Raw genomic sequence first — 18,872 nt, 5'->3', positions numbered from 1 at the left:
TGGCATAAAATTAGTTAGCATGCTAAGTTGTTTGGAGATCAGCCAGGGAGGTCCAAGATGAGCAAGGTCACCTACAACGACGCCGTCAACGACGCGCTCGACCGGCTTCGCGGGGTCGGCTTCGAGTTCGGGCCGGGCTTCGTGAACCACGCGCCCATGGTCGCCGAGACCCTGTCGACGATCGGCTGCGCGGACATCGTGGCGACCTGGATCGAGGGCAACAAGCGGCAGCGGGCCTATCTCGACCCCCCGGAGGGCGGCTCCCCCATCGCCGCCGACGACCCGAATGAGTGGCATCGCGCGCTGGGCGACTTCCGGCGGGTCCTGGACTGGGTCGACATGTTCGACGCCGAGCTGAGCCGCCGGCCGTGGACCGAGGTCCTCATCGAGTGGTGGCCGCGCCTGATGCCCGGGATGTACGGCATGCTCACGCACGGGTTCATCCGCGCGGCCCACGCCGTACGCAGCCTGGACGCGGCGCAGGAGCCGAGCCGCCTGCAGCTGCGCGAGCTCGCCCAGGGGCTCGGCTACTGGGCGGCGCGTTACACCCCGGTTCCCAAGGTCGCGACGGAGAGCCTGCTGCTGATCCCGGCCGCCCAGGAGGACATCGGCGCCTCGATCAGCTCCCTCACCGCCGCGACCGCCGGCCGGTACGCCGAGGGGGCGCCGCGGCCGTCGATCCCCCTGGTCCATTCGGTGACCGCGCCCTCCGCGCTCCGACTCTTCCTCCCCCACCTTCCTCCCGCGCTTCACCGGGGCGCGTACGACATCGTCCGCCGGGCGGCGGCGGCCATGTGGGAGACCTTCCCGAGCGGCGGGCCGGTGGCTCCCGCGGCCGACCCGGACTACACGCCGCCGTCCGCCGAATGGTTGCTGCACAACGCCGTCGACTTCGGGGACGAGCACACGATCAAGCTCACCGAGGCGTGCCTGCGGGAGAACGTCCTGCGGCCGGACGACCGTTACCGCGCCGCCGCCGACACGCTCCTGTACCGGATGAAGACGGACGGCTTCTGACCGGTGGAACGACGAGGGGCCTCCCGGTACGCCCGGGAGGCCCCTCCGCCGCCGCATCGGCGACCGCGCTGTCACGCGGCCTTGTGGCCGATGACCACCGTCTCCTTCGCCGGCAGCGGCTTCGAGGTGATCGATGTGAAGCCGGCCTCCCGCATCCAGCCCGCGCAGGCGTCGGGGGTGTACTCGCAGCCCCCGGGGGACGAGGTGAGCATGTACATGCTGAGCAGGAGGTTGTCCAGGCGCCGCCGCTCGGAGTCGAGCATGGGGTCGTACACCAGCAGCGCGCCACCCGGCCGTACGGCGTTGAAGGCCTTCTTGATCAGCTCCTTCCGCTGCTCCTCCGACCAGTCGTGGAGGGCGTTGCCGAAGATGAGGACGTCGGCCTCGGGGAGCGGGTCCACGAAGAAGTCGCCCGGGTGGAAGACGACCCGGTCGGCGACCTGACGGTCCGCCGCGAGCTGCTTGAAGAACGCCTCGACCGGCGGCAGGTCGAAGACGCCGCCGCGCAGGTGGGGGTGCGCCTGCGCGATCGCGGCGGCGAGGTTGCCCCGCGCGCCGCCGCAGTCGACGAACGACTCGTACCGGCTCCAGTCGAACACCTTCGCCAGCTCCGGGCCGATGGTGCCGTTCATCGTGTCCATGCCGGTGAGGAAGAACTGCAGGGCCATCGGGTTCTGCCAGATCTGCGCGAACGGGACCTCGCCGTTCTCGTCCTCCCCGTGCGCCTTGCCCGTACGGAGCGTGTCGACCAGGCCGTCGAAGGCGGGCGACAGGAAGTTCACCGTCATGCCGAGGAAGCTGCCCAGGTAGGTGCGCTGGTCCTGGGCGAGGTACCGCTCGGTGTCCGGGGTCGCGCGGTAGCGGTCGTCCTCGTCCCGCTCCAGGACGTCCATCGCCACGAGGGTGTCGAGGAAGTCGCGGGTGGCGCGCGGGTGCAGGCCGAGCTCGTCGCGCAGCTCCGGCTCGGTCAGCGGTCGCTTGGACAGCGGCGTGAACACGTCGAGCTCGATCGCGGCCAGCAGGATCTTGGTCTTCATGAACGACCAGCCGGACAGCATGATGTTCAGCGGGTCAACGTGCGCGTCGGTCGTCACGGGCATTACGTCGTCCTTCCGGTTCGGAGGTCATTGCCGAGTCGGGTCAGAGGGTCCACAGGTCCGCCCGGATGAGCGCCTCGTTGTCGGCGGCGAGGACGGCCTGCTGGACGAGCTGGAGCTCGTGGCCGGGTTCGACGCCGAGCTGGTCGATGAGCGAGTCCCGCAGGGTCCGGTACGCCCGCAGCGCGTCTCCGGTACGACCGGACCGGTACATGGCGATCATGAGCCGGGCGCCGAGCCGCTCGTTGAGCGGATGCTCGTTGACCAGCTCGCGCAGCTCCCCGACGAGTTCGAGGTGGCGCCCCTGCTGGAGATCCACGTCGACGCGCCGTTCGAGGGCCGCCAGCCACGTCTCCTCCAGCCGGAGCCGCGCGCCCTCCAGCACCGGCCCCATCCGGAGGTCGCCCAGGATCGGCCCGCGCCGCAGCGACAGGGCCTCCTGGTAGTACTTGGCCGCGAGTTCGAGCGAGCCCTCCGCCCACGACTTGCGGCCGGCGGCGCAGAGCTGCTCGAAGTCGATGACGTCGAGACCGCCCTCGTCCACCTCCAACCGGTATCCGGGTGGCTGGGTGACGAGCCGGCAGCGCGGCGGTGTGCCGTCGTGCGCGGCGAGGAACTTCCGCAGCTGGGAGACGTACACGCGTAGTGCGCACAGGGCGCTCCGCGGCGGGACCTCGCCCCACAGCTCCTCGATCAGGGTGTCCACGGAGACGACCGTGTTCGTCCGGACGAGAAGGGTGGCCAATATGGTGCGGACCTTGTTGGCGCTCGGGCCGTCGACGAGCGACACAGCGTCATGGACTTCCATGTGTCCGAGAATCGAAAACCGCATCACGGCTCTCCTTCCGCCTGGCAGTCAGGTCATATCTCAAGGCGCAAGTGGCCGCTTCGAAAGAATGTGAGCGGGCCGTCGTCCCGCTGAACACCGAGATCGACGACCCGGCCGATGACGATCAGGTGGTCGCCGCCGTCGATGACACGGTGGAGCGCGCATTCGAGATAGCCGAGCGCGTCGTCGAGGATGGGCGCGCCGGTACGGCCGGCGCGGGAGCCGACCATCGAGAAGTGCGGGTGCTCCTTGGTGGCGAAGACCCGGCAGACGTCCGCCTGGTCCTCGGCGAGGATGTTGACGGTGAAGGCCTCCGCCTCCTTGACCACGGGCCACACCCGCGACTTGTGGTGAATGCAGAAGAGGACCAGGGGCGGGTCGAGCGAGACCGACGTGAATGAATTCACCGTCACCCCCACCGGTACACCTCCCGCCTGACTCGTAACGACGGTGACGCCGGTCACGAAGAGCCCGCATACGCCACGGAGTTCCCGTTGGTCGAGAACATTTTCGTCGTGCACTGACCGGTTCCGAGCGGTGACCATGTCCATGTCCAGACGACTCCGTCAAGCAGCGATTTTCTCGGACCGGGATTAAATCCCGGCTAACGATTGATAATCGTAGGCGAGCAGCGCCCGGCCTGACTTCCGCACATCTGATGAAATCCGCATCGCACTTGTGGCGGCGGAAATCGTACTTTCTTTTCGGCGGACCGCCCCGTTGGTACGGCCTCTCGTACGTTCGGAGGAGGGCCGGCCGTCGGCCCCCGGGCTGAGACCGGTCCCCCGCCGCCGCGCGGCCGGAGGGCCGGCTCACGGGCGCCGCGGCCGACCGAGCGCGCCCCGGCCTGCCGGATCTTTCGCGCATTTTCGGCGAACAAGTGCAACCAAGATCATCATCGGCACGTCCTACTGAGGTCCTATTGCCGATAGCAGGGAGTCTTCGTGCGAAGAGTCCTCACCGCGGGTGTCGTCATCGCCGCCTGCGGCGCGACCATGACCGCTCTGCCCGCCGCCGCGCAGGCGAGCGACGCGGTCATCACGTCCGTCAAGGTGACGCCGACGACGGTCGTCCAGTCCGCGACGAACCGCAAGGCGGTCACCGTCGAGGTCCGCACCAACGACGAGACGGACAACGTCACCGCGAACCTCGCCCCCGTCAAGGGCAGCGGCGCCGGGTTCATCGTCCTGAAGAAGACGGGCGCCGGTCTGTGGACCGGCTCCGAGTTCATCTACAACTACGACGCCGCAGGCGCCTGGAACGTCGACGTCGAGGCCACGGACTACGAGTCCGACAACCCCGAGGCCAAGAAGACGGTCCAGATCTCCGTCAAGCGGAACATCTCCATCTCGAAGTTCAAGGCCTCCCCGGCGAAGGTGAAGAAGGGCAAGAAGTTCACCGTCTCCGGCATCCTCAAGCGCTGGAACGGCTCCTCCGCCTACGCCGGGTTCAAGGGCCAGAAGGTCGCGCTCTACTTCAAGAAGAAGGGCGCGAAGACCTACACCTACGCCGGCTCGGTCACGACCGGTAAGGGCGGCGCGTTCACCAAGAAGGTCAAGGCGTCCAAGTCCGGCACCTGGCAGGCCCGCTACGCCGGCAGCACCATCTACGTCGCGGCGGTCTCCGCCACGGCCACCGTCACCGTCCGCTAAGCGGGCAGGACGAGCCGGAGTTCTCCCCCGGAACGACCACCGAGAACTCCGGCCCCCGACTCACGCCGTCCCCGTCGCCGTGCCTGCCCCGCGGCCACCTTGCCGCCGGTGGTGCCACTTTGTCGCCGTGGTTGACGGCACACCGCCAGGTTCCCCCCGATATGAGCGTCAACAACGACGCCAAGGCCCTGGCGGAGCGGCGCACATGCTCACTGAGGTGCCGCCGCCCCGCGCGCCTAAAGCCCGTCTGAGGGGCGGTGGCTACGCCGCCGTGGCGGAAGTGTCGGCTTGGAGGAGGTGGCGGGCGAAGAAGCGCAGTGAGCTCTCCAACTCGAACGCGGGCACTTCCGCGTGGCGGCCGGGGTTGGCGTGGAGCGTCTTCTCCTGGAAGGCGAGGGCGTCGAACAACGCGAGGGCCGAGTCGCGCGGCACCATCTCGTCGTCCCACTGCATCAGGAACTCGACCGGGACGGTGATCCGTGCCGCCGCCTCGGCCAGGCCATTGTGACCCGCGAGACCGAAGACGGCGGCGGTGATCCGCGGTTCGGCCGCGACGAACGGAATGCCGATCCCGCTGCCCATCGAGGTGCCCCAGAACCCCACCGGCTCGCCCGCACCCACGTGGTCCAGGTCCTGGAGGGCGTCCAGGACGGCCTGCCACTCGGGAACGGCCCGCTCCGCCATCACGGCGTTGTAGCGGGCCATCTGCGGTGCGATGGGCTCGCCTTCCGCGATCCGTTCCCTGATGTCCGCGATGAGCCGTTCGCCCTCCTCGGTCTTGGGACGGTCACCGTGCCAGGGTGCGTCGACGGCCGCCACCGCGAAACCGCAGGCGGTCACGTAGCGGTGGGCGACGGCCACCAGGCGCGGGTCCTTCTTGTGCCGGCCGCCGCCATGGCCCAGCAGCACCAACGGGCGGCCACCGGTGGCCTCGGCGGGTGACCAGAGCACGCCGGGGATGTTCTCGAGAGTGAAGGAACGTTCTGCGACGCCGTTCGAGGTCGTCTCTGAGATGAAACGCATAGGTCGATTGCCTTTCGGGATGCCCTGCGGGCGCTCCCGTGGCCACCTATGTCAGATGAACCGCCCACTCGTACGAGAGGGGAGCACCCAGCCTGCAACAGCGTTAATGGGTCTCACCTCCTCCGATCGATCACGAGCACGGCGATGCTAACAGACGGGCGAGGACCGGGAAGTACGCCGCCCATTCATGAGCCAGGTCCCGGCGGATCGCCGGGGACCCTCCCGCCTCGTACGGTCGCCGCCTGGGAGCAGTTGGCTCGGCCTCGCGTGGGAGGTAGCCGTCGAAGAGAAAGGCTCCCGTGAATCGCGGGTCGAGGACGGCCGCGCACTGAGCGACGGGATCGACCTGCGCTGAGTCGACCGGCCGGTAGGCGCCGTCGCGCAGTTCGAACGCCCGGCCGGGGCTACGGTCCGCGTCTCCGTAGTCGATCCCGTAGGCGGCGCGAAGCCGCCCCGCCACGCACACCGCCGCGTACTCATTGATGCGCAACCCGCCGAACGTCCGGTCGTTGATCACCATCACGCCGGAGGCCGACGCCAGACTCAGTAGAGACGTCAGTTGCAGGTCCAGATCGTCGAAGGCGTCCAGGGGGTCGGGTGTCCGTGGCACACCGGCGGTGGCCCGCCACTCGTCGACGGCCCCCGTCTCGATGACGTCCTCGACCATGGTCACCGCGTTGTCCAACGCGTACTCCAGTCGCCACGGGACCGGCAGCACCCACCCTGCGGGCAGCCCCCGTCCCCTGGCCGGGATGGCGTACGCCGCGCCGCCCGGGATGACCCGGTCGTACAGCGGGAGCACCCTGGCATCGATGGTGAGGTAGCAGTTGAGGTCGAAGCCCAAGGATGCCTCCTGTCTCCCCGAAGCCGGTCCGATCACTGTGTCGGACGTCTGCCCTTCTCGGCCCGGTGGCGGCCTTCCCGGCCTGGCGGGTCGAGGTCGGCGAGAAAGTTACGTGCGTGGTGGGGATACTTGGCGACCAGGATCTGCAACTGCTGGACCTCCGCGACCTGCGACGTCCCGGTGGACCGCATGGAGTCGAGAATCGCGTGGAACTCGGCGAGCGAGTGCTGGAGCCGTTCCTCCGGCGTCACGCCTCCGGCCCCTCTCGTACGGCGCGCGGCTCCGGGAAGGCCGTCTCGCACCACACGACACGTCCGGTCTCGCCGGTGTAGGTGCCCCATCGGCCGCCCGTGAGGATGTCGACCATGTGCAGCCCGCGCCCTCCGGTCGCGTCCGGTCCCGCGTCGGCGATCCTGGGGACCCGATCGGCGCTGCCGGCGTCCGCCACTTCGACGCGAACAGCGTCGGCGAGGGCGGCGAGCGTGATCGTCACAGTGGCGGAGCCGGAATGGCGGATCGCGTTCGTCGCCAATTCGCAGGCGAGGAGTACGACGTCGTCGGCGATCGCCTCATAGGCCGGGCCGAGCATGTCGTACGCCCACCGGCGCATTCGGCCGACGTCCGGCGCCGCAGCGGGAATTTCGAGTTCTCCGAGAATTCTCAGCTCGGTCGTTTCGCGGGATGCCATATGCCGTTCTCCCGTCGTCTTCGTTGGGCCTCCACAATGCCGCGCGCCGACTACAATGCGTACGCGACCGAATACGCGACACGAACACCAGAAGACGAATGAGGAGTTCTCGAAGAAACCTGAACTCCGGCGCGGAGGTACCAAATGGGCAATCCCCCCAGCCCAACCCTGCTCAAACTGGGCGCGGCGATCCGTCGCTACCGGCAGGCCGACGGGCTCACCCAGGCACAGCTCGCACAACGGGTCAATTACTCCGAAGGCTGGCTGAGCAACCTGGAGACCGGCCAGCTACGCCCCAAAGGTCAGGCCGTCGGCTCCGTCGAGAAGGCACTCGGCCTGCCCGCCGGAGTCCTCATGGACCTCTACGACCTACTCACCGAGGAAACCCCACCCGGCTGGTTCCGCCCCTGGCTCGAAGAGGAACGCGCCGCCACCATCCTCCGCTCGTTCGAGCCTATGGTCGTCAGCGGCTTCCTCCAGAACGAGGAGTACGCTCGTGCGCTGCTCAACAGCGACGAGGCGGCCGTGGCCGCACGGATGGAGCGCCAGGAGATCCTCTCCCGAGACAGTCCCCCGACCCTTCGCTGCGTCATCGACGAGATGGTCCTCTATCGCCAGGTAGGAGACGCCACCGTCATGCGTGCACAACTGGAATACCTCGTAAGCCGCGTATCCCCCCTGATAACCATTCAGGTGGTTCCCGCCGCAGCGAATCCACACAGAGGGGGCGGATTCACCCTCGCCACCGTCGACGGCGGCGAGGTAGCCTACGTAGAAACGGCCGTTCGCGGCATGGTCACGAGCAACCGGGATGATATCTCGGTTCTGTCCAACACCTGGGAGTCCATCCGGACTTTCACCCTGTCGCAGCAGGAGTCGGTCGACCTCATCACGAAGGTGGTGTCCGAGAGATGGACCTGAGCCGCGCCGAATGGCGCAAGTCCACTCGTAGCACCGAGAACGGCGGCATGTGCGTCGAGGTCACGGCCATCGAGCACGAGTGACCCCACAATAGGGACGGCCACAAATGGATTTAAGCCGCGCCGAATGGCGTAAGTCCACTCGTAGCACCGAGAACGGCGGTAACTGCGTCGAGGTGATCGTCTTCGAAGACGTCTAGTGCTGTGACCGCATAGGTTCGCCGGGTCGCCGGTCGGGGCGGTTGGATGTGGGGTGACGTTCGATCCGCCTGCTGGAGGTGTGGTGGCCGAGCCCGTCCGTGTGCGCAGACTGACCGACCAGGAGGGGCAGAAGCTGCAGCAGATCACGCGCCGGGGCAGCATCAGTTCCGTGCGTACCGGCGGGTGATGATGCCGCTGGCCTCTGCACGCCTACCTGTGCTGGCGCAACGCCAACGCCCGCCACCGCGACGTCCTGGCCACCGAACGCAAGGAACGCGCCCGCATCCGCAGCGAGAAGGGCATCCGCTGGGGCGGCCGCCCACTCAGGGCCGTAGCCTGAGTGCTAACTCGATGGCCTGATGGGTCCGGCCACAACTATGGTGCGGGTGAGGGGGTGGGCCGATGGGTGCATCGATGCTCTACCAGGTGCTGGAACCATTGCCTGACGCGCGGAGTGCTCTGCTGTTCGCACGTCAACTGCTTGCCCGATTCGGTGCCGGGACGCCGGACATGCCTGCCCTGAACTTCAACGACATTGCCACGCAGGAACAGTTCCACCACGCCCGACAGTACTTCACCTGCGGCACGTTCCTTTGCTCAGAGCGGGACCTCCAGGACTCGGATGTCCAGGAACTCTGGAAGACCCTAGACCGCCTGGGCTTCCGGGACACGTTCCCTCGCTGGGTGGAAACGGAGCTGCAACCCGAACTGGCCTCCCTGTGGCCCTTGCCGCAAAAAGTGCAGTTCCAGCTGATGAAGGGAAAGACGCCCTCCACCTTTCCCATCCGTGACCAAGATGAGTGCACCGAGACGGAGATCGACGACGCAGTCGCAGCCTGTGGCCCTCTGTCAATCGACATCGACTGGTTCTCGGCGCTGCGCGGCCTACCAAGCTCCAACCTCTGTGGCGTCCAACTGTGCCTCAACAGCAGATGGACCGAGCAGTGCCCTGAACCTGCTCCAGGCATGCACACCGTGTACCTGTCCATCGGCACGCGAAACTCGGATGAAGCCGCACGGGATTGGTTGCAGGGCACGGGACTGCGCTTCGGGGAATCTCAGCTGGGTTGGTAGACAGGCATCCAGGCCCTCAAAGGGTCGCGAGGGGAACGGCCATCCGCCGACGGTGGAGACTTCAAGCAGCACTCTCTGAGAACCCGTGCGCCACAAACCGGCGAACCTATGTGGTCACAGCACTAGGCAGGGCGCTCCTGGCGTCGGCTGGTCAACCTGGGACTTTGAGTGCGGTTGAAGCCTCGTACAGCTCGTGGAATGCGCGCTCAAGCTCAGCATCGAGACCGGCCGACGGGTCGTCCATCCAGCGTTTGATGGCGATGGCGCAGACGTTCACCCCTACCTGAGCGCAGAGTTGCGCGGCGTACGCGTCGACGCCGCGTGCTGTCAGGGCGTCGGTGAGAAGAGCGACGAGCGCAGCCCACTTGGCGAGCTGGCGCTCCTGTAGTGCGGGTGTCGCCGCGATGACGCGCGCACCGAGCTCCGTCACGGGCCTGTTGCGCTCGACGAGCGGCACGACCTCGTGGAATGCGGCCCGGAGTGCCGGTAGCGGCTCGAGATGCGCGGGAACCGCCGCGAGGGCACGCGTCAGCTCGTCGCGAAGCTCCGCTTCAGCGCCGAACAGCACTTCGCGTTTGTCGGCGAAGTGCCGGAAGTAGGTCCGCTCGGTCACGCCGGCGCGGGCGGCGATGCGTTCAGCCGTGGTCTGGTCGAACCCGTGCTCGATGAACAGCTCCAGCGCGGCTTGCCGCAGCCGATCTCGTACGACCTTTCCGTTTCGCGGCACGTCCACAGCGTAGCAGGTTGCGTCAGTCACTGACGCAGCGTATCGTCAGCGACTGTCACTACTTAGCGACAGTCACTGACGATTCATCGGGGGCTCGGATCTCGTATCCCGACGCTGCCCAGAAACGATGAGAGGCGCACCTTGGAGCGTTTCCACGGCAAGACGGTTGTGGTCACGGGAGCCAGTTCCGGCATCGGCGAGGGCATTGCCCGACGCTTCGCCGCGGAGGGAGCGAACGTCGTCCTGGCGGCGCGGCGCAAGGACAGGCTCGATGCCCTCGCGACCGAACTCGGTACGCAGCGCACGCTCGCCGTCGTCACCGACGTGACCGAACAGGGAGACCTCGACACGGCGGTACGGGCCGCTGCCGACCGTTTCGGCCGGATCGACGTGCTCGTGTCGAACGCCGGTACCGGCGTGGGAAAGGAATTCGAGGAGACAACGCTGTCCGATTGGCGGCTGACCATGAGCACCGACGTCGACAGCTGCTTCTTCGGGGCCCAGGCGGCGCTGCCGCACCTGAAGCGGACTCAGGGCAGCATCATCCACATCGCGTCGGCGTCCGGTCTCGGCGGTGATCGAAGGCTCACCGCCTACAACGCCGCGAAGGGCGCCGTCGTGAACTTCACCCGCGGACTCGCCTTCGACCTCGGTCGGTTCGGCATCCGCGTGAACGCCGTCGCCCCGGCCCTCACCCTGAGCGACGAACATGCCGCCATCCCCGAGGCCGGCAGGCTGATCGAGCGCTTCAACGAGCGCAGGGCCCTCAACGGCTACTCGACACCCGCGGACATCGCCGGCGCGGTCGGCTTCCTTGCCTCCGACGACGCGCGCTTCATCACCGGAACGGTGCTTCCTGTCGACGGGGGCATCACCGCGGCCAGCGGGCAACCCGACCTGTTCTGACCCGACGCACGTCAGCTGAACGGGCGATCCGCCTTCCGCCCGCAGGGCGCGAAAGGCACCCATCTGGAACCCGAGCGGGGACGCCCGCGCGACGACGGCGACTTCACAACCTCACAAGGAACACTCATGACCCCCTCTCCAGCATCCCTGGACCCCGCATCCCTGGACCCCGAGCTCGCCGCCGCGCTGGCGGCCATGCCGAGGACCGCCAACGGCGGCGTCATGGACCTCACGGACATTTCGGCACTGCGGGCGCAACTGAACGCGGCCATGGCGCAGCGTCCAGCTCCGGCACCAGACCCCCGGATCGCCGTCGAGACCCTCCACGTACAGCGACCCGACCAGTCCACGCTGGATGTCGTCCTGTTCACGCCGACCGACACCGACCGCCTTCTGCCCGCCCTGGCCTATTTCCACCCCGGCGGGCAGGTTCTCGGCAGCGCACATGACGACACCGCGTACCCCAGCGCCCTCGCCCTGTCGCTGCGCAGCGTCATCGCCGTCGTCGACTACCGACTGGCACCGGAGACGCCTGCGCCAGGCGCAGCCGAGGACGGCTACCTCGCGTACACCTACCTCGTCGCCCATGCCGAGGAACATCAGATCAATCCCGACCGGGTCGGGATCGCCGGAGTGAGCGGAGGCGGTGCGGTCGCCGCGGCCGGCGCGCTCATGATCCGAGACCGCGGAGCGGCACGCCCCTGCCTGCTGTCCCTGAACTACCCCATGCTCGACGACCGCAACGAAACACCGTCGAGCCACCAAGTGACCGATATCGGCGTCTGGGACCGCCGCGAGAACCTCCTTGCCTGGGCGGCGGTACTCGGCGACCGCGCCGGCCGGCCTGATGTCGACCCGTATTCCGCGCCCGGGCGCGCCACAGAGCTGCACGCGATGCCGGAGACGTTCATCGCAGCCGCCCAATTCGACGTGTTCCGCGACGAGAACATCGACTTCGCCACTCGTCTCATGGCAGCCGGAGTTCCGGTCGAACTGCACGTCTACGCGCATGCCTTCCACGCGTGGGATCTACTCGTGCCGGCGTCCTCCCTCGCGCAATCGTTCGAGCGCACCTGGCACCACTTCCTCTCACGCTGTCTGCACGGCTGAGATATCGAGAGCCTTGGCGGCGCAACGACCGTCGCCAAGGCTCTCCAATTGAGATCATCTATCGTTACACCAGTTGGCGCGATCCACCTGGTGGCCGTCCGAGTAGTCCCATGACACTTCCACGAAGCACTCGGCGATCTTGCTGTGCGTCCAGAAATAGAAGTGAGCCGAGGCGGAGAACTGTTCGCCGTCGGCGTGCTCGACCGACATCGACCCCGCGTCCCAGTACAACGCGCCGTTCGGCAGGTTGTGGTTCGTGATGTTCTGGTCGTATCGGGGAACGCGGGTGATCTTGATCTCGTTGTCGGTGTACGGGTCGGTCGACGTCACTCGACTTGAGGTGTCCGAGCTGTCGAAGTGGAACTCGGCATAAGCGGTCTTGTTGCATTGATCGAAGCCCTGATAGAATATTCCGATATGCTGCCCATCGGCGACCACGGGCTCGATTTTCCCCACTGTCCGTAGGCACGAGGCGGCGCGCGCGGATTCTGCCGTCAGGCCCGACAGGGCGCAGGCGGCGAGTCCCGTGGCTGTGATTGCTGCGGCGATTCTCGTCATTCGCATCGATTCTCCTGATGGTCTGGAGCCTTGTTCAGGCCCTGGCTTGGTGGTATCCCCTGGGTGGTAGTGGCTCCACCGTTTTTGGAATCAGTATTTGATGACCCAGTTCTGATACCGGTTGGTGCCGATGCATACGCCCGGTGTTCCGTACACCATCCCGTCTTTGTTACTGTCCAGACATTCGTATCCGTCGGAGTTCTCGAACTGGGAGCCGGAGGCGCCGGGCGATGCGTTCCATACCTGCCGCGCCCGACCGTCGCACGGAGCCATGAAAGGCTCCCAGCCGACCTGGCCGGTCACGGTCACGCAGTGGCCGTCACTGTAGCTCTGGATGGTGGTCGAGCCATTGACGGTCACCAGGTTCCAACGCTGGGACGCGAAATCGTTGTAGCAGTTGTCGGTGCCTATTCCGTCGCTGACGTATGGCGCCTGATTCTCAAGACACATTCCCGTCGCGGCGTCCATCAGTTGGATGTTGTAAAGCGGCGGGGGTATCGCGTGAGGGCCGGCGGGAACGGCGTCGGCGCGGCCTACGAGTGAGGCTGCGATCGATGCGGAGATGAAGAGCGTCCCAGCGGCCGCCGTGGCGCCACGGCGACAGTCGGCGAGCCTTTTGTGCATGTATCGTCCTTCGTCGTCTTTCGCTTTGCGGAGGGATGGGGTCGTCGGTGGGTCCGCCGTGGTCGACCGGACGGCAGGAGCGGATCCCGCGCCGTACTTGTTGAGAGCGGCCTTGACTGCCTTGAACATCATCCGTAGACAGAGGCGGGGACTCCAGGCAGAATCACTGGCAGAAATTTCGGCAGTTTCACCGCGAATCGGGGGTTCGGGTGCGCCGCCAGTCAGACGCAGGACTTGGTGCCGCGCTCCGCGCGCGGCGGATCGCGGCTGGGCTCACGCAGGAACAGCTCGCCGAACGATCAGGGATGAGCGTGCGGGCGATCGGAGACCTGGAACGCGGCAAGGTTTCCAAGCCGCATCGCGAGACGGTGCGACTGCTCGCCGAGGCGCTCGGACTCGACGAGGAGGGAAGTCGAGATCTCATGCGGCGCGTCGGCCAGCGGGCCCTCGCCGACGGTCCCGCCCTGGATCTGCCGACTCACCCCTCGGCCCGCAATACGATCACACTTACCGAGAGGGTCAGAGCACCCCGGCCACCGGCCTCGACAGTCTCCATCGACGATTCAGCGAGCACACCGCCAGGCGAGCCGCGCCGATCGCCCTGGCCCGCACCGGCCCAGTTGCCGGCCGACATCCCTGACTTCACCGGACGCACCGCGGAACTGCAGGCGGTGACCAGCAGTCTGGCCAGTGGTGCAGCATCCGCGAGAGTGACCGTTGTCACCGGTCCGCCGGGGGTGGGGAAGACGGCCCTGGCATTACATGCCGCCCACCGGCTGCGACACATCTTCACCGACGGCACCCTGTTCACCGACCTACGTGGGGCCGGCACAGCCCCCCGGGACCCTGGGGACGTCCTGAACTCCCTGCTCAGATCACTGGGAGTGCCAGGCCGAACCATTCCTGCCGACCTGGCTGATCGGTCGGCGCTGTACCGGTCGATACTCGCCGACCGCGCAGTCCTCCTCTTGCTGGACAATGCCGCCACCAGCGCCCAGGTACGGTCGCTGCTACCCGGCGGAGGTCCGAGCGCCGCGCTGGTCACCAGCCGCGCCCAACTGACCGGCCTGGTAGGCGCGACCAGGCTCGACCTGCTGCCCATGAGCGAGCTGGAAGCCACCGCCCTGTTCGCGGCCACCGCAGGCCACGGGCGGGTGGCGGGTGACGACACTGCCGTCGCGGACGTGATCACCAACTGCGGCCGGCTACCTCTTGCGGTGCGGATCGCCGGTGCCAAGCTCGCCTCCCGACCGGCATGGTCGGTGCGGCACCTGGCCGACCGGCTGGCCGACAAGCACCGCCGGATGGACGAGCTCCACGTCGAAGACCTCGATGTGCGCGCCAGCCTCATGCTCAGCTATCGCGGGCTTGGACCCGCAGCCGCACAAGCGTTCCGGCTGCTCGCGCTGCTCGACTATCCGGCCTCCTCACTCCACACGGCGGCCGCTCTGCTCAACGTGCCCGCCTCGGACGCCGAGCAACTCTTGGACCAACTGCTCGATGCCCACCTAGCGACCAACCCGGCACCAGACCGCTACGGCTTCCACGACCTACTCCGCAGCTTCGCCAAAGAGCAGGCGCTCCGCGAAGACTCCGCCGATGTGCGTCGCCGGTCCCTCACCCGCGCCGTCCGCGCCTCCCTCACCGGCCTCGCCGGGCAGGTCCCGCACCCCCGGCCCGACGCAGTGCCCCAGGGAACCGGCCGCACAGCCGAATCCTCCCGCGCCGAGCAGACGGGCGAGGCGGTCCCCGACGTCGAGCAGGACAACCTGATCGCCGCGATCATGCTCGTGACCTCCACCCCCGAACTGGATGCCGCCCTTGCCGCAGAGCTCTTGGAGCTCCTTCAGCGTCCGCTCGTCCTTTCCGGCCGCTGGGACGATCTGTCGCGCTGCGCGGCCGCCGTTGAGCAGGTCACCGAAGGCTGGGCCCAGGCGACAGCCCAGCGCGTCCGGGCTCGTATCGCGATCCACCGCGGCGAGCGGGCCACCGCATGTCGGCTCCTGTCCATCACCCTCGAGCAGGCCCGCGCGACCGGTGATCGCCCCGGAGAAGTCAGCAGCCTCATCCTGCTCGGCACCCTGCATGGCCGCTCCGGCGACCACGACGCGGCCGTCACCACCCTCGAGCAGGCCATCGCGCTCGGGCGGACCGCCAACGTGCCGGTCCAGATGACCATGGCCCACAACTACGCCGGCGAACAGTACCTCCACCTCAACCGGCCCGATACCGCGCTCCACCACCTCCGGACCGGGCTCAGCCTGGCCCGCGACAACAACGACGAGGATCTCACGGCCATGGCGCTCTACCTCCTCGGCACCGCCCACAGCCGCCTCGGCGACCACAACACCGCCCTCATCCACCACCATGACGCCCTCCACCTCGCCCAGACGCGCGGCTCGGCGCACAGCGAAGCCATCGCTCGCCTCCACCTCGGCCGAACCCTCCGGGCTGCCGGAAGGCTCGACGAAGCCGACAGAGCGCTCGCCATCGCCGTAGAAGGCTTCCGGGCGCACGGCGACCACCACAGCGCCGCACAAGCACTCGCCGCCGCTGAATCCCTCAACTGACGCGTCACCGGCATACTCCAGCCAGCGACAAACCCCTCAGCCGCCGCCGGAACACCCTCTTAGACTGGCGTACATGGCGGGCCGGAGGATGCCGGTCGGTCCGCGCGGCGGGCGGGGGCGCGTGCGCGCGCGGCTCTCGGGCCTGGGGCGATGGGGCCGGAACGCCGTTCAACGCCTCAGGACGGGTGAGCCGGGCAGGCTGTGGAGCCGGCTGAACGCGGTCGACTTCTACGGCAACTCCTTCCAGCTGGCCGCGCTCGCGATCCTGTGCTTCTTCCCCTTCCTCATCGTCGTCACCGCCGCGGCCGGGCGTGACGCCGCGGCGGTGGTCGCGGGCTGGCTGGGGTTGAACCGGCAGGCGGCGCAGGACGTCGCGGACCTCTTCAAGGCCGGCCCGGGCGCCGGGACGCTGACGATCGCGAGCGCCTGCCTCCTGGTCGTCGGGGCCCTGGCGGTCGCCGCCACCCTCCAGCGGTGGTACGAGCGGGTCTTCGACGTCCCCGGCCGGGGGTGGCGGGATATCGCCGCCCAGCTCTCCTGGCTCGCGGCGCTGGTCGCGTACGGCATCGTCCAGGCCACGGCCGGCCGAACGCTCGGCCCGGCCGGCGGGCCTGTGCTGCAGGGCCTGTTCGGCCTCGCTCTGGCGACGCTCTTCTGGTGGGGGAGCATGAAGGTGCTGCTCAGGGGCGCGGTGAGCTGGCGCGCCCTCTTCCCCGCCGCCCTGGCCACGGCCGTGTGCTGGATGGGGTTGGGGTTGTTCTCCGCCCACTTCTTCTCCGCGGCGATCGTCGCGAACGAACGGAGCTACGGCCCCATCGGCGTCATCATGATCATCTTGTCCTGGCTGGTGGCCATGGGAGTGGTCATCCAGCTCGGATCGATCGTCGGCCGGATGTACGTCGAGCGCCGCTCCCGTCCCCGGGGATGATGCGGATCAGGTGGTGTCCGGGGTGACCGCCGCGAGCTTCTCCGGGGCGGCGATCAGGTGGATCGCGCTGATCCCCCGGCCGTCGGGGTCGACGTCGACGGTGGCCACCGTGATGGGAACGCCGGCAAGGTGCACGAGGATCGCCGGCCCACCGTTCACCTCGACGAGGCGGAACGCGGATCCCGGCGGCGCGTCCCCCGCGACCGCCGCGAAGAATCGGGCGACCTTGTCCGCTCCCTCGATCGGGCGACGCGGCGCGCGTACCTTGCCGCCGCCGTCCGACCAGAGCGTCACCTCGGGGGCGAGGACCTCCATGAGGGCGTTCAGGTCACCGCCGACGGCCGCCTCCAGGAATCGCTCGGTGGCCCTCCGGCGCACCTGACGGTCGGATTCGAAGCGCGGCCGGCGCGCCTCGACGTGGCGACGGGCCCGGTGCGCGAGCTGCCGTACCGACTCCTCCGAACGGTCCAGAACGCGGGCGATCTCCGCGTGGTCGAAGCCGAACGCCTCCCGCAGGACGAACACCGAGCGCTCCAGCGGCGACAGGGTCTCCAGCACGACGAGCATCGCCATGGACACCGAGTCGGCGAGCGCGGCCTCCTCGGCCACGTCCGGGGCGGTGAGCAGGGGCTCGGGCAGCCAGGTGCCGACGTACACCTCGCGGGCGGCCTTCTCGCGGCGCAGCCGGTCGATGGCCGCCCGGGTTGTGAGTTTGACCAGGTAGGCGCGGGGCTCGGTGACCGTGGACCGGTCGACGCGGCTCCAGCGGAGCCATGCCTCCTGAAGCGTGTCCTCCGCCGCGGCGACGCTGCCGAGCATGCGGTACGCCACCGAGAACAGCAGCGTCCGATTCCCCTCGAAGACGTCGTCGCCGGACGTCGGCCCTTCCGGCATCAGGACGCCAGCGGGGCAGGCTCGGCGGGCCGGGCGGCCGGTCGGCGGCGCGGCGTGTAGGGGCCGGGGTGCCGGAACACCACCTTCGCGGAATCGAGCACGATGTTCTTGTACCAGACCGCGAGCCTGCCCGTCAGCACCCATCGGCTCGGCGTCTGGTCGGCGTGCAGGAACTGGATGAAGGCGTCGCGGCGGCCGAGGCTGACGCACTCGTGGAAGTAGCGGAACCGGAACGAACGCGGCGTCCTCCCGGCCAGGCGGTCGGCGATCGCGTCCGCGGCGCATGGCGCGGTGAAGCTTCCGGTCCGGCAGCCGTACGCCAGCGCCGCACCCCAGGGGCCGGGGACGGCGGCGGCGTCGCCGATGGCGTACACCTCCGGGTGGGACACGGACCGCAGCGTCTCGTCGACCACGATCCGTCCCTGGTCGTCCACGGCGAGCCCGGCGTCCCTGGCCAGGGACGGCACGGTGAAGCCGCCGGCCCACACGCACAGGTCGTACGGGACTCGCCGGTCCCCGGCCAGCACGAGCGCGTCCTCGGCGACCTCCCTGACCTCGGCGCCGGCGAGGACCTCGACGCCGAGCCGGTCGAAGGCCCGGCGCAGGTACCGCCGTGCCCTCGGGGCCTGCCACGCCCCGGGCTCGGTCCGGGAGGCGAGGAGCACCCGCAGGTCGGGACGGGACTCGGCCAGCTCCGCCGCCATCTCGATGCCGCACAGCCCGCCGCCGCACACCGCGACGGTGGAGCCGGGTGACGCGGTCGCCAGCGCCCCGCTCAGGCGTTCCGCGGACCCGGCGCCGGAGAGGGTGTGCGCGTGAGCGGCGACGCCCGGCACGGCGCGTACGTCGACGGTGCTGCCGAGCGCGTACACCAGGACGTCGTAACCGAGCGTGCGCTCGCCGTCCCGCGCCTGGACGCGGACCCGGCGGCCGGCGAGATCGATGTCGCCGATCCGGCCGACGATCAGGCTCCCGCCCCGAGGCCCGCCGACCAGGCCGGCCAGGGGCAGCTCGCGGAGCCGCTGTCCGGTGGCGGTCTGGTGCAGGCGCGGCCGTTCGACGAACGACGGCGACGCGCTCACCACGGTCACGTCGGCGGCGTCGCCGAGCCTGTTGATGAGCCGCCGCGCGGCCGGCAGTCCCGCGTATCCGGCACCGAGTACGACGATCCGGGTTGTCATGACGATCCTCCCTCACGGTGGCGGCGCCC

At 68.5% G+C, this 18,872-nt stretch carries 23 protein-coding genes and 2 pseudogenes; 12 read left to right on the top strand and 13 right to left on the bottom strand.

What is annotated here, in order from left to right; genetic code table 11:
- The first annotated feature begins 57 nt into the window (after positions 1 to 57).
- Positions 58 to 1,017 (top strand): hypothetical protein, encoded by a 960-nt coding sequence (locus ABEA24_RS19925; protein WP_345432434.1) that lies wholly within the window; start codon positions 58 to 60, stop codon positions 1,015 to 1,017.
- 71 nt (positions 1,018 to 1,088) lie between these two features.
- Here ABEA24_RS19925 and ABEA24_RS19920 read toward each other — a convergent pair whose 3' ends face one another.
- From ABEA24_RS19920 to ABEA24_RS19910, 3 genes are read right to left on the bottom strand one after another with little or no spacing between them, the layout of a single operon-like run.
- The gene (locus tag ABEA24_RS19920; protein ID WP_345432433.1) at positions 1,089 to 2,117 is read right to left on the bottom strand and encodes a methyltransferase; all 1,029 of its coding nucleotides are present in this window, start codon (positions 2,115 to 2,117) and stop codon (positions 1,089 to 1,091) included.
- A gap of 40 nt (positions 2,118 to 2,157) precedes the next feature.
- Entirely contained in the window at positions 2,158 to 2,922 is a 765-nt protein-coding gene (locus ABEA24_RS19915) for an AfsR/SARP family transcriptional regulator (RefSeq protein WP_345432432.1), read from the bottom strand.
- Between the two features lie 53 nt (positions 2,923 to 2,975).
- Entirely contained in the window at positions 2,976 to 3,488 is a 513-nt protein-coding gene (locus ABEA24_RS19910) for a flavin reductase family protein (RefSeq protein WP_345432774.1), read from the bottom strand.
- Positions 3,489 to 3,887: 399 nt separating this feature from the next.
- Between ABEA24_RS19910 and ABEA24_RS19905 the strand changes: the two genes are divergently transcribed.
- Positions 3,888 to 4,595 carry a hypothetical protein gene (locus ABEA24_RS19905; RefSeq protein WP_345432431.1) on the top strand — a complete coding sequence of 236 codons (708 nt, stop codon included), beginning with the start codon at positions 3,888 to 3,890 and terminating at the stop codon, positions 4,593 to 4,595.
- A gap of 261 nt (positions 4,596 to 4,856) precedes the next feature.
- Here ABEA24_RS19905 and ABEA24_RS19900 read toward each other — a convergent pair whose 3' ends face one another.
- The 4 genes from ABEA24_RS19900 to ABEA24_RS19885 all read right to left on the bottom strand — a co-directional run bounded on the left by ABEA24_RS19900 (position 4,857) and on the right by ABEA24_RS19885 (position 7,150).
- Complete coding sequence (locus tag ABEA24_RS19900) at positions 4,857 to 5,618, bottom strand: dienelactone hydrolase family protein (protein WP_345432430.1); 762 nt, start codon at positions 5,616 to 5,618, stop codon at positions 4,857 to 4,859.
- Positions 5,619 to 5,748: 130 nt separating this feature from the next.
- Positions 5,749 to 6,462 carry a hypothetical protein gene (locus ABEA24_RS19895; RefSeq protein WP_345432429.1) on the bottom strand — a complete coding sequence of 238 codons (714 nt, stop codon included), beginning with the start codon at positions 6,460 to 6,462 and terminating at the stop codon, positions 5,749 to 5,751.
- 32 nt (positions 6,463 to 6,494) lie between these two features.
- Positions 6,495 to 6,713, bottom strand: coding sequence for a hypothetical protein (locus ABEA24_RS19890; RefSeq protein ID WP_345432427.1), 219 nt, complete (start codon positions 6,711 to 6,713; stop codon positions 6,495 to 6,497).
- Complete coding sequence (locus ABEA24_RS19885; protein WP_345432426.1) at positions 6,710 to 7,150, bottom strand: ATP-binding protein; 441 nt, start codon at positions 7,148 to 7,150, stop codon at positions 6,710 to 6,712. The genes ABEA24_RS19890 and ABEA24_RS19885 overlap by 4 nt, the downstream gene beginning before the upstream one ends.
- A 144-nt stretch (positions 7,151 to 7,294) precedes the next feature.
- Between ABEA24_RS19885 and ABEA24_RS19880 the strand changes: the two genes are divergently transcribed.
- From ABEA24_RS19880 to ABEA24_RS19865, 5 genes and pseudogenes are all read left to right on the top strand, one after another.
- Entirely contained in the window at positions 7,295 to 8,071 is a 777-nt protein-coding gene (locus ABEA24_RS19880) for a helix-turn-helix domain-containing protein (RefSeq protein WP_345432425.1), read from the top strand.
- On the top strand, positions 8,062 to 8,154 hold the full coding sequence (locus ABEA24_RS19875) for a DUF397 domain-containing protein (protein WP_345432424.1): 93 nt from the start codon (positions 8,062 to 8,064) through the stop codon (positions 8,152 to 8,154). The genes ABEA24_RS19880 and ABEA24_RS19875 overlap by 10 nt, the downstream gene beginning before the upstream one ends.
- 23 nt (positions 8,155 to 8,177) lie before the next feature.
- Entirely contained in the window at positions 8,178 to 8,270 is a 93-nt protein-coding gene (locus ABEA24_RS53575; protein WP_425551207.1) for a DUF397 domain-containing protein, read from the top strand.
- Positions 8,271 to 8,473: 203 nt separating this feature from the next.
- A pseudogene (locus ABEA24_RS19870) lies at positions 8,474 to 8,611 on the top strand (IS630 family transposase); the annotation flags it as partial.
- Between the two features lie 62 nt (positions 8,612 to 8,673).
- The gene (locus ABEA24_RS19865; RefSeq protein ID WP_345432423.1) at positions 8,674 to 9,345 is read left to right on the top strand and encodes a hypothetical protein; all 672 of its coding nucleotides are present in this window, start codon (positions 8,674 to 8,676) and stop codon (positions 9,343 to 9,345) included.
- 151 nt (positions 9,346 to 9,496) lie between these two features.
- Here the strand turns inward: ABEA24_RS19865 and ABEA24_RS19860 are convergent, their stop codons facing one another.
- Positions 9,497 to 10,078 (bottom strand): TetR/AcrR family transcriptional regulator, encoded by a 582-nt coding sequence (locus ABEA24_RS19860; protein ID WP_345432422.1) that lies wholly within the window; start codon positions 10,076 to 10,078, stop codon positions 9,497 to 9,499.
- A 135-nt stretch (positions 10,079 to 10,213) separates the two neighbouring features.
- Between ABEA24_RS19860 and budC the strand changes: the two genes are divergently transcribed.
- Positions 10,214 to 10,978 carry a meso-2,3-butanediol dehydrogenase gene (gene budC, locus ABEA24_RS19855; RefSeq protein WP_345432421.1) on the top strand — a complete coding sequence of 255 codons (765 nt, stop codon included), beginning with the start codon at positions 10,214 to 10,216 and terminating at the stop codon, positions 10,976 to 10,978.
- Between the two features lie 126 nt (positions 10,979 to 11,104).
- Positions 11,105 to 12,088, top strand: coding sequence for an alpha/beta hydrolase fold domain-containing protein (locus ABEA24_RS19850; protein WP_345432420.1), 984 nt, complete (start codon positions 11,105 to 11,107; stop codon positions 12,086 to 12,088).
- Between the two features lie 54 nt (positions 12,089 to 12,142).
- Here the strand turns inward: ABEA24_RS19850 and ABEA24_RS19845 are convergent, their stop codons facing one another.
- Together ABEA24_RS19845 and ABEA24_RS19840 are read right to left on the bottom strand one after the other, a co-directional pair.
- The gene (locus ABEA24_RS19845; RefSeq protein WP_345432419.1) at positions 12,143 to 12,646 is read right to left on the bottom strand and encodes a hypothetical protein; all 504 of its coding nucleotides are present in this window, start codon (positions 12,644 to 12,646) and stop codon (positions 12,143 to 12,145) included.
- Between the two features lie 90 nt (positions 12,647 to 12,736).
- Positions 12,737 to 13,270, bottom strand: coding sequence for an RICIN domain-containing protein (locus ABEA24_RS19840; protein WP_345432418.1), 534 nt, complete (start codon positions 13,268 to 13,270; stop codon positions 12,737 to 12,739).
- Positions 13,271 to 13,479: 209 nt separating this feature from the next.
- On the opposite strand from ABEA24_RS19840, the pseudogene ABEA24_RS53570 reads away from it, so the two are divergent.
- Positions 13,480 to 13,617 (top strand): annotated as a pseudogene (locus ABEA24_RS53570) (helix-turn-helix domain-containing protein); the annotation flags it as partial.
- Here ABEA24_RS53570 and ABEA24_RS19835 read toward each other — a convergent pair.
- Positions 13,570 to 13,752 carry a hypothetical protein gene (locus ABEA24_RS19835; RefSeq protein ID WP_345432416.1) on the bottom strand — a complete coding sequence of 61 codons (183 nt, stop codon included), beginning with the start codon at positions 13,750 to 13,752 and terminating at the stop codon, positions 13,570 to 13,572. The pseudogene ABEA24_RS53570 and the gene ABEA24_RS19835 overlap by 48 nt on opposite strands.
- 228 nt (positions 13,753 to 13,980) lie before the next feature.
- Between ABEA24_RS19835 and ABEA24_RS19830 the strand changes: the two genes are divergently transcribed.
- Together ABEA24_RS19830 and ABEA24_RS19825 are read left to right on the top strand one after the other, a co-directional pair.
- The gene (locus tag ABEA24_RS19830; protein WP_345432415.1) at positions 13,981 to 15,840 is read left to right on the top strand and encodes a tetratricopeptide repeat protein; all 1,860 of its coding nucleotides are present in this window, start codon (positions 13,981 to 13,983) and stop codon (positions 15,838 to 15,840) included.
- 73 nt (positions 15,841 to 15,913) lie between these two features.
- Entirely contained in the window at positions 15,914 to 16,768 is an 855-nt protein-coding gene (locus ABEA24_RS19825; protein ID WP_345432414.1) for a YhjD/YihY/BrkB family envelope integrity protein, read from the top strand.
- A 6-nt stretch (positions 16,769 to 16,774) separates the two neighbouring features.
- Here ABEA24_RS19825 and ABEA24_RS19820 read toward each other — a convergent pair whose 3' ends face one another.
- The gene (locus ABEA24_RS19820; protein WP_345432413.1) at positions 16,775 to 17,662 is read right to left on the bottom strand and encodes an RNA polymerase sigma-70 factor; all 888 of its coding nucleotides are present in this window, start codon (positions 17,660 to 17,662) and stop codon (positions 16,775 to 16,777) included.
- Positions 17,662 to 18,843, bottom strand: a complete 1,182-nt coding sequence (locus ABEA24_RS19815; protein ID WP_345432412.1) for an NAD(P)/FAD-dependent oxidoreductase — start codon at positions 18,841 to 18,843, stop codon at positions 17,662 to 17,664. Before ABEA24_RS19815 ends, ABEA24_RS19820 begins: the two co-directional genes overlap by 1 nt.
- Positions 18,844 to 18,872 lie beyond the last annotated feature (29 nt).

This window comes from Actinoallomurus vinaceus (assembly GCF_039542055.1).
Classification (GTDB): Bacteria; Actinomycetota; Actinomycetes; order Streptosporangiales; family Streptosporangiaceae; genus Actinoallomurus; species Actinoallomurus vinaceus.
This window is presented reverse-complemented; position numbering and strand designations above follow the sequence as displayed.